Consider the following 10,012-nt stretch of genomic DNA (forward strand, 5'->3'; position numbering starts at 1 on the left):
AACAACGAGCGCAAGGTGCCGGCCTTGCTCTCGGCGACCACGACATGCTCACCCCAGATCGGGACGCCACGAAATGTTTGCTGATAGCGATAGTGCACGGTGCCATCGCCATCACGGATTTCTGCCAGCGTCTTCAGGGACGATTCGGCATCCAGAGAAAGCAACTCGGCATGGCGCTGATTGTTCGACGCGGGCGCATCCATGTTGACAGTCGCTGCCGCATATTGCGCACTGAGTCGCTCGACGCTTTGCTGGTGCAGGTCAATACGGGATGCGGCATGCGCTGACGCCGCAAGCACACCCATTGACACTGGCAACAAAGCAAGATTTATAGCCATTCGTAGATTGAATTTGATCACGGATTAATTCCCAAGATTAGTAATCGTTTGCCGCCGAAACGGCCGTGAATACCACACCTGTTCCGGGAGGATGGCCCAAACCATCCTGTGAAAACGATTCGCGCTTTCACCTGAGTGCATACCATTGCGATAAGCCCCGGAGTGCTCCGCAGACCCCACTGACCTGCCGAGCAGCGATGGAAACTATCAAGTTGCAAGTGAAATGTAATGACGCATTGCGGGAACAATTCTCGAAACGGAAACGAAGAATTCCGATCAGGACGCTCCATCCATGGACCAGCTTCCGCGCAATCAGGAATTCATCGATGCCGATCCGAGCAGACCCCACGCCCGCGATGGTTCAAGGCGAGGCTGATCAGCCAGCACAGATCCGGGCAATATCCTGATAGCCGGAAAAGGCTGCACCGTCACCGCATCCAGGGCACGCCGGATCCCGCGAAAGCTGCAGCTCGCGAAACGAGGCATCCAGGGCATCGAAACACAGCAGTCTCCCGACCAGCGGTCGACCCTGGCCCAGAATCAATTTGATCGCTTCGTTTGCCTGAAGCAGACCCATGATGCCGGGCAAAACACCAAGCACTCCCGCTTCGCTGCAGTTTGGTGCTTCGGCTGCGCTGGGTGGCTCGGGAAACAGACATCGGTAGCACGGCGAGTCTTCACGGCGTGAATCAAACACGCTGATCTGCCCGCTGAATCGATGCACCGCGGCATAGATCAACGGAATACCCAGGCGTCGGCAGGCTGCATCGACCAGATAACGGGTCGGGAAATTGTCCGCCCCGTCGATGACCAGATCATGGCCATCAAGCAATGATTCGACGTTGGCGGCAACGATCCGGGTTTCTCGGGTGTCGATGGATACGGACGGGTTCAATGCCGACAGGCTGAGACGCGCAGACTCGGTCTTGGCCATGCCAATTCTCGCGTCCACATGCACAACCTGGCGCTGCAAATTCGAGCGCTCGACCTTGTCATCATCAATCAGGGTCAGCGTTCCGATCCCTGCCGCGGCAAGGTATAGGGAGGCCGGCGAACCGAGTCCGCCAGCACCGATCATCGCCACTCGCGCCCTGGAAAGCCGGATCTGACCGCTCAGACCTACTTCGGGAAGAACCAGATGACGTGCGTAGCGTTGCGCAAAGTCGTCATCGACTGCGCCATCGGCCAGCGGCAGGCCCTCGGCACGCCAGCGATTGAATCCTCCACAGACCGAAACCACCCGCGTATAGCCAAGTTCCAGCAGTTGCTGCCGGGCCAGCAAGGAGCGCTGCCCACTGGCACAAATCATCATCAAATCGGTTGAACGATCGGCCGCAACCGCTGCTATCTCATCGCCGAGCGAAGCGCGCGCAATGCCAATGGCATCGCAGGGCATGCCGGCAGCACGCTCATCCATCTCACGAACATCGACCAGCAGCGCACCGTCACGCAATCGCGCCAGAGCTTCATGCGGCTCGATTTCGACAGGGTCAGCGCCGCTGGCAGTTTGGGAACCGGCTGTCATCATCTTTCAACGCTACTCTGTCAAGGGAAGTATCTGCACGATGCTGGAAACATCAAGCGTACGCGATTGCTCGGGCACCACAATCAACGCGTTTGCCTCGACCAGACCACGGATCATCGACGAGCCCTGACGCGCAATCGGGGTCGCCCAAAGGGTACCGTCATCACGTACTTCGCTGACCGCGCGCATGAACTCGGTTCGATCGTGACGCTTCGAGATCGGCGTTGCCAGACGGGCGTGCAGCAGGCGCGGACCAACGATCCCGGCTCCTTGCATGGCCTCAAGTCCGGGGCGCACCAGGCACAGAAATGTCGCCATCGTTGAGACCGGATTGCCGGGCAGGCAGAACACCAGCGTGCGGCCGATTTCGGCAAACAAAATTGGCATGCCAGGTCGCATGCGTACCTTCCAGAAATGCACACGACCGATTTCGGCGATTAGCCCCGGCAGGAAGTCCGCCTCACCGGCAGACACTCCGCCCGAGGTAATGATCAGGTCCGCCGAGTTCGCCGCATCAAGCAGGGCCGAGCGAATTCTTTCGCGATCATCAGGCAGATGGGTGAAAGCCGGTTCGCGGCCATCGGCTGAGAGAAGATCCAGGCCGATGCCGCATGACCGCAGCATCGCTGCAAGACCAAAGCCGTTGCTGTTGTAGATCTGTGCCGCCCCGCACTCGGCTCCAGGCATGACCAGCTCGTCGCCGGTCGTCATGACGCGGACCCTGGGCAAGGCCGAGACGGAAACCTCATCGAAGCCGGTCGACGCGAGTGCAGCCAGTTCGGCCGCATGGATCCGTCGCCCTGCTCCGACGACGATGTCGCCAGTGCGAAAGTCTTCGCCTGGCGGGCGCACGTGGGATCCACGGGTCTCGCCCGCACCAATCACCACGAACTCTGCGTCGACCACACAGTGCTCCTTGATCACCACGGTATCCGCGCCAACAGGCAACGGTGCTCCGGTGGTGATGCGCAGACACTCGCCGGGACTGATTTGCGCCGTCGACCCATCACCGGCGAGGCGGGTTCCGATCAGGCGCAAGCGATGCGGACCGGGCTTGGCAAGATCCTCGCCACGCACGGCAAAACCATCCATGGCCGAGTTCGCAAATGGCGGCTGGTTGCGCAAGGCAAGTACGTTGCTGGCGAGGACTCGAGCGAACGCATCCTGCAGGGCAACGGTCACTGCCGGCAGGCGACGCAAGGCGCATTGTTCGGCAATACAGGCTTGAGCCTGGGCAACGGAAAGCCGGGTCGGAAATTCATTCACGGTTGCGCACGTCCTCCGTCATCGCAGCGAAATCCTCGGCCGTATTCAAATTGAACCAATCCAGGCCTGGATCAGGGCAAACAAGCTCCAACGCGCCGATGCGGTCCTGCCAGCGGGATACCCCATTGCCATCGTCAAGCGCAGACTTTGCCGATTCCGCGAGGCCTCTGCGATACACGGCAAACAGGGGTTGCCGGCGCTCTCCGTCGTGTGCGACGGCAGCGCTTGCGTCGTTGGCCAACGCATGCTCGATGAGATCAACGCCAAGGCCACGGGGAATCCGCAGACAGTCAACCGGAACCGTAAACAACCAATCGGTTTCGCAAGCAAGAAGCGCCGCCACGATTCCGGCCAGCGGCCCCTTGAAATCAACCGGGCTCTGATCCGTGATGGTTGGAGCATACCGCGAGTAGGATTCGAGATTGCGGTTGGCAACGACAAGACAAGGAGATTCGGAGCCGCCTTGCCGTGATTCAACAACCCAGGCAATCAATGGTCGGCCATGCAGGGCAACCAGCCCCTTGTCGACACCTCCCAGTCGGGTAGCGGCACCACCGGCAAGTATCGCCGTGGTCATGCTTCGCGAATGCTGAGCAAGTTGCGACATGGTTCTACACAATCCTCGAATGCTGGCAGTTGTGCAATGTCGTACGCTTCTAGAAGTTTGCGGCGAAATGCACTTCGCTCTTCGCGCACCTCGCCAACTGCTATGCGCTCACCTGAAACCAATCATTACTTGCTGCGCTTGGTACTGCGAATCATGCGCTGGCGCTGCTTTTGCTGACCCTCGCTGAGCACATTCTTCTTTCCTGCATAGGGATTTTCGCCTTCACGGAAATCGATGCGGATCGGTGTGCCTTCGAGCTTGTAGCGCTTGCGAAGGAAGTTTTCGAGATAGCGCCGATAGGATTCGGCCAGATGCTTGGTTCGCGAGCCGTGAATGATGATGGTTGGAGGGTTTGAACCACCCGGATGCGCGTAACGCAGCTTCGGTGCATGGCCACGAACCAGCGGTGGCTGGTAGGCAGCATAGGCCGCTTCCAATGCACGGGTCAGATCCGAGGCGGTGAGCTTCTTGTTGGCCGACGCATGGGCGCGATTGACGCTCTTCATCAATTCGCCGATGCCCGACCCATGCAGGGCCGAAATCGTCAGCTGCTTTGCCCATTCGACAAAAACCAGCTTGCGCTGCAGCGAGCGCATGCACTGCTCGCGGTCGTAGGTTTTCAGACCATCCCATTTGTTGACCGCTATCACCAGCGCACGACCCGCATCCAGGGCATGACCGATCAATCCGGAATCCTGGTCGGTAACGCCTTCGTTGGCATCGAGCAACATGATCACCACGTTGGCGGCATCAATGGATTGCAAGGTCTTGATGACACTGAATTTTTCGACAGCATCATCGATTCTGGAGCGACGCCGGACACCGGCCGTATCAATCAAGGTGTAACGACGACCATCGCGCTCAAGCGGGATTCGGATTGAATCTCGAGTGGTACCTGCAACATCGGAAACGATGACCCTGTTTTCGCCTAGCAGGCGGTTGACCAGAGTCGACTTGCCGACGTTCGGTCGGCCAACGATGGCGACGCGGACTCCGCCTTCATCGTCGGCACTGATCGTCTCGCCATCGTCTGACGGCAAGAGTTCCTCGATCGCCTCGATCAGATCGCGCGTGCCATGATTGTGCGATGCCGCCATTGGCAGCGGAGCGGCGACGCCAAGCCGCGCGAAATCCGCAAGCGCCATGGTTTCATCGAGACCGTCGGTCTTGTTGACCGCGAGCAACATCGGTTTGGCCGTGCGCCGCAAGCGCCCGAGTATGGCCTGGTCGGTCGGCAGCAAGCCGTCACGCGCATCAACAACGAAGACGACCACGTCGGCTTCGGCGATGGCGAGCTCGACCTGACGCACCGTCAAGCCCGCCAGGCCTTCCTCACTGTCGGCGATGCCGCCAGTATCGACGAGCACGAAATGACGCTCGCCAAGCCGGCAGAAGCCGTAATGACGGTCTCGGGTGACCCCGGGCATATCCGCAACCAGTGCATCACGCGAGCGCGTGAGCACATTGAACAAGGTCGATTTGCCAACGTTGGGGCGTCCAACCAGGGCGACGACAGGCAGCATCGCGGGCGCTCCGTATCTAGAAACAGTGACACCCGGCCAGAGCCGGATGCCATCGGTGGGCAAGGCCTGGAATCGCCGCGGCCTTAGCCATCGCGATTCCCTCGCACTTGCTGATTACTGCGTGCGGAACGCGGCAAGATTGCCGTTGGCGCTCTCGACGTAAACAACATCGCCGCTGACCACTGGTGCACTCTCAATTGCCTTCTTGCCAACGCGCTGGCGCGCAGCGAATGAGCCATCACTCAGCTTCAACCAATGCACATAGCCATCAAGATCACCGACCACGGCATAGTCACCGACAACCGCCGGCGCACTCAACCAACGATGGAGCAGGCCGTCCTGTTTCCACAGATTGGCGCCACTCTGTCGATCGAACGCCCAGACGGTGCCATCGGCACCACTGATCACAACCGTCGTTGCGCTGACAGCGAGACCGGCAAAGCTCGACACATCACGAGCCCAGAACGGACGACCGCTTTCCGCGTGGAATGAAGCAATCTGGCCGTTGTAGCTGCTCGCAAACAGTTCGCCGTTGTCGAGAACGAGTTGACCATCGGAGTCAGCAAGTCGCTCGACTTCGGTACGCCCCTCTCCGGCTGACAGCACCTGGGTCCAGGCCGCCGCACCATCCGTTTCACGGACGGAAACCAGGCGCCCACTATCGTAGCCATCAAAGACGAATCCATCGCCGATCAGTGGCGGTGAGTTTCCGCGCAAGCTCAACACCGGAACCGCTTGTTCGTAGACCCAGCGACGCGAACCGTTGGCCGGATCAAGTCCGTAGAGCCGACCGTCCTGAGCGCGTACAGCGATGACTTCATCACTGATCGCCGGTGCGCTGATGATTTCGGAGCTGAGCTGGACACTCCAGCGCTCACTGCCATCTGCGGCCGAAAATGCATGGACCTGTCCATTCAGCGCACCGACGACAACGATATCGGCAGTCGCCGCAGGACCGCCAGACCAGCTCATTTTCTTGACGTTCGTTGACCACAACCGACGTCCGCTTGCAGCATCGAGTGCCTGCAGCTCGCCGCTGACGCTGGCGACATACAGCCGATCACCGACAACCGCCGGATTCATGCGCGCACCGGATTTTCCCGCACCCTTGCCGATCGATCCCGACCACAGTTTCTGCACACTGACGCTGGGTGTGAATTCGACAAGCTCGGTCGGTGGCTCGACGTTGTCTTTCTTGCCAAGGCTTTTGAGCCAGTTGCAGCCGCCGAGCGAAAGCGAGACAACAGCGAGAACGAGAATGGCGCGCCTCATGATTTCGTTTTCTCCGCCACCTTTTCAACTCCAGCATCCGATACCGGCAAGTCAGCCTGCTTCATTTCGACGAAGGCGCGATCCGGTGATTGCGCGTCCTGGTTTGACAACGCCTCGGCGTAGGCTGCGCGCGCATCCGCGCTGCGGCCAAGCTTGACCAGGGCGTCACCCCGCAGTTCGCTCGCAATGGCCGGAAAATCCGATTTCGCGACCTTGTCCAATTCGGCAAGAGCGGCATCAGCCTTGCCCTCGGCCAGATCCAGACGCGCCTGACGCAAGGCAATCAACGACTTCATTACCGAGTTTCTGGCTGATTGATTGGCCCAATCCAGATCGGCTTGCGCCGCCTTGAGGTCACCATCAGTGACGGAAACCTCGGCTTGACGCATCGCGGCAAACGTTGAGAACGCACTCTTCGCATAGTCCTTGCGCAAGCCCTCTGCAATTCGCTTGGCATCATCACTACGTTTGGCATCTACGGCATCGACAAATGCGTCGAACTGCAATGCCGCTTCAGCATGTGTGCGCAATTCGCGGGCCTTCCATTGCTTGTATCCGAAGATCAGCAAGAGACCAATCGTGATTCCGATCGCGATCGACATCGCGTTGGTACGCAACCACTTGCGCACCAATTCACCTTGTTCATGCTCGTCGAGAACTTCAAAAGCCATACGCATCACCGAATGAAGCGCCACAGGAAAGGGTGCCGATTATCGGCGGCGGCGCGGGGGGCGATAGGGTAACAGGATTCCAGGCAATGCCTGTAAAAAAAGAGGTGGCCAACTGGAGGCGGTTACGAGTCGATATCCGAGGTCAATTCGGAACCAGCAAAGACTCGCAAGCTGGCCACGTTTGCGCGCCGGAACGGCGCCAGGTCGATTCTCTTGCCATCGGCGATAACTTCGGCCCCCTGAGCGTTGCCAATGCGAACGGAAATTGCGCCATTACTCGAGTAACTGCGTTTGATTCCGGCTTCGAGCAGGCCATATTCGAGCTTTTCGCCGCTGGCGGTCGTCACTTCGACCCAGCTCGACTGGCTCAAAGTCAGGACAAGTGAATGCTTGCCTGCAATCGGCGCATCCTCGGCCGTCGTGACAGCGGGTTTCGCAGGCTGCATGGCATTGAACGGAGCCATCGACGCGATGATGGGTGGCGCATCTTCAGCCGGCGAACCCTGCGACAAAGCCGACGCTGAATTGGCAGAGGGCTGCGCGGAAACGCTGTTCGCAGCGGGAGATTTCTCGCCTGCGGCATTGGAAACATCCTCGACGATACCCGGTATGGGCGCTTCCCGGGTTTCCGTGGGGCCATCCAGCATGACCGTGCGTGCAAGATTCTGTTCGAGGCCACCGTGCGTCGCCAGCCAGACCGCCGGCCCGACAACGAGCGCCGTCAAGATCAGATAGGTTGCACTGACCGAGTAGCGATCTACCAGGTAACGTGAGCGTGAGACTCTTCCAGTCGAAACCAGCGGCGCTCGTTCGCCGTGTGTTTCAACGACCTTTTCCGCAAGCACCTGTGGCATGTCCATGAGGCGCGCGTAGCTGGTCAAGTAGCCGCGCAGATAGACGGCGTGCGCAATACCGCTGTAGTCATCCTCTTCGATTCGTCGAATCAGGCGTGCCTGCAACTTGAGCTGTGCGCCGACCTCCTCACATGACCAGCCTCGCAGTTCGCGCGCGGCGCGCAAACGCTGGCCGATTGAACCCGGATCGTCTTCCATCACATTGCCTGCCGAGGCATCCAGATCGGCCATCGAATCAGACTGATTCGGAGTGTCCGTCGAACACGATTGCAGATCCTGATGTTCGACGCCTTCATTGCTCACTGTTTTACTCTCCGGAATTGACAACCAATCAAGCTGACCTGGGTCAGCGGCTTTTATGCCCCAATTCCTATGGGTTTGAATCCTGGATTTTCGTCGGCTCACGCCTAATCCTGATCATCGGTCACGATCACTGCATCCAGCGATCGCGCCTGTGGCGACTGGGGAAACTTGTCACGCAAGCGGCGGGTGTAATTCTGCGCCGCTTTACCGTTACCCAGTCGAAGTTCGATATTGCGCCCCAGCAGCAAGGCATCCGCGCTTTGCTGCCCGACCGCTTCGTAGCGTTGAATGAATGCACTGGCCCGGAAAAAATCGTTCTTCCGATAAAGAACCGTGGCCATCTGGAACAGGGCTTCGGCGTTATTCGGCTCGCGATTCAGCGCTTCGCGCAAATCCTGCTCGGCAACATCCAGCTTGCCCCCCTTGATCGCACAGGTTCCCGCATTGGTCAAGGCTACAGCAGGTGTTTGGTAGAACGGATCTGAGATGGCGCGCACAAAATAGACAGCTGCGTCGTCATAGCGACCCATCTTGCAGAGAAACGCACCGTAATTGTTGTTCTCATTGCCGGACTTCGGCATCAGCTCGGCAGCACGTCGATAATTCTTTTCGGCGTTGGCGTTGTCGCCAATGCGTTCGTACAACAACGCAATCACGGTGTGAGCGTCGGCATGATTGGCATCGGCTGCCAGCGCCTTCTGCAGGTTTTCCATGGCCGGCTCAAGCTTGCCCTGAGCCATGTATTTCTGACCCAGGTTGGTGTACAGCGTCGCCGCCTTGGTTTGCGGATTCTCGGGGTTGCTCTCTGCCACGCGCCGCGTGGTTCCAGTGCCTGTCGCACATCCTGCCAACAAAGCCAGAACCCCTACCACAACCAGCATCCGATCAAGCCGCATCAGTCACGCCCTCTTCGATCTTCTTGCGAAACTCTGCCTGACGACGGGTACGATCCATGACCTGCCCCTTGAGCTGGCCACATGCCGCGTCGATGTCATCACCGCGCGTGCGTCGAACCATGGTCAGCACACCGGCATTGAGCAGAATGGTCTGGAAATCACGGATCGCCGACTCATCCGAGCGCTCATAGCGAGTGCCGGTAAACGGATTGAATGGAATCAGATTGACCTTGCTCGGCACCTTGCGCACCAGCTTGACCAGTTGCCTGGCCAGTTCCGGCGTGTCGTTGATGCCTTTCATCATCGTGTATTCAAATGTGACCGTCGTGCGTGGGCCGCGCTGCGTATAGCGCAGGCAGGCGTCCATCAACTCGGCGATCGGATATTTCTTGTTCAGTGGTACCAGTTGCGTGCGCAGTTCGTCATTTGGCGCATGCAGCGAAACCGCAAGGGAAACATCACTTTCTTCGGACAGGCGATCAATCATCGGCACCAAGCCGGCTGTCGACAAAGTCACACGCTTGTTGGCCAGGCCAAAACCGAGATCGTCGCGCATGATGCTCATGGCGCGGACGACGTTGTCGAAATTGAGCAACGGTTCGCCCATGCCCATCATGACCACGTTGGTCAGCTTGCGCTGGTGATGCGGCACATTGCCGAGGTGCCTGGCCGCGACCCAGACCTGACCGATGATCTCGGCCGTCGAGAGATTGCGATTGAAGCCCTGGGTACCAGTCGAGCAGAACGTGCAATTTAG

General features: G+C 59.0%; 9 protein-coding genes and 1 pseudogene. All 10 read right to left on the reverse strand.

The window, feature by feature from the left end:
* Positions 1-338, reverse strand: a pseudogene (locus VFN25_RS01775) (peptidase M4 family protein); the annotation flags it as partial.
* 376 nt (positions 339-714) lie between these two features.
* Positions 715-1,863, reverse strand: a complete 1,149-nt coding sequence (gene moeB / locus VFN25_RS01780; protein WP_325138183.1) for a molybdopterin-synthase adenylyltransferase MoeB — start codon at positions 1,861-1,863, stop codon at positions 715-717.
* Positions 1,864-1,875: 12 nt separating this feature from the next.
* Entirely contained in the window at positions 1,876-3,129 is a 1,254-nt protein-coding gene (gene glp, locus VFN25_RS01785) for a gephyrin-like molybdotransferase Glp (protein WP_325138185.1), read from the reverse strand.
* Positions 3,122-3,736: a molybdenum cofactor guanylyltransferase gene (mobA, locus tag VFN25_RS01790; RefSeq protein ID WP_325138187.1), complete on the reverse strand. Its 615-nt coding sequence runs from the start codon at positions 3,734-3,736 to the stop codon at positions 3,122-3,124. The genes glp and mobA overlap by 8 nt, the downstream gene beginning before the upstream one ends.
* A 125-nt stretch (positions 3,737-3,861) precedes the next feature.
* Positions 3,862-5,259 carry a ribosome biogenesis GTPase Der gene (gene der / locus VFN25_RS01795; protein WP_325138190.1) on the reverse strand — a complete coding sequence of 466 codons (1,398 nt, stop codon included), beginning with the start codon at positions 5,257-5,259 and terminating at the stop codon, positions 3,862-3,864.
* A gap of 114 nt (positions 5,260-5,373) precedes the next feature.
* Positions 5,374-6,531, reverse strand: coding sequence for an outer membrane protein assembly factor BamB (gene bamB / locus VFN25_RS01800; RefSeq protein ID WP_325138192.1), 1,158 nt, complete (start codon positions 6,529-6,531; stop codon positions 5,374-5,376).
* Complete coding sequence (locus VFN25_RS01805; RefSeq protein WP_325138194.1) at positions 6,528-7,202, reverse strand: YfgM family protein; 675 nt, start codon at positions 7,200-7,202, stop codon at positions 6,528-6,530. Before VFN25_RS01805 ends, bamB begins: the two co-directional genes overlap by 4 nt.
* A 122-nt stretch (positions 7,203-7,324) precedes the next feature.
* Positions 7,325-8,359 carry a RodZ domain-containing protein gene (locus tag VFN25_RS01810; RefSeq protein WP_325138196.1) on the reverse strand — a complete coding sequence of 345 codons (1,035 nt, stop codon included), beginning with the start codon at positions 8,357-8,359 and terminating at the stop codon, positions 7,325-7,327.
* A gap of 104 nt (positions 8,360-8,463) precedes the next feature.
* A complete protein-coding gene (pilW, locus tag VFN25_RS01815; RefSeq protein WP_325138198.1) occupies positions 8,464-9,255 on the reverse strand; it encodes a type IV pilus biogenesis/stability protein PilW in 792 nt (263 codons plus the stop codon).
* A partial coding sequence (gene rlmN / locus VFN25_RS01820; protein ID WP_325138200.1) for a 23S rRNA (adenine(2503)-C(2))-methyltransferase RlmN occupies positions 9,245-10,012 on the reverse strand: 768 nt, incomplete at its 5' end. The genes rlmN and pilW, both read right to left, overlap by 11 nt.

Origin of the sequence: Dokdonella sp. (assembly GCF_035703485.1) — a bacterium.
In the GTDB taxonomy this organism is placed as follows: Bacteria; Pseudomonadota; Gammaproteobacteria; order Xanthomonadales; family Rhodanobacteraceae; genus Dokdonella.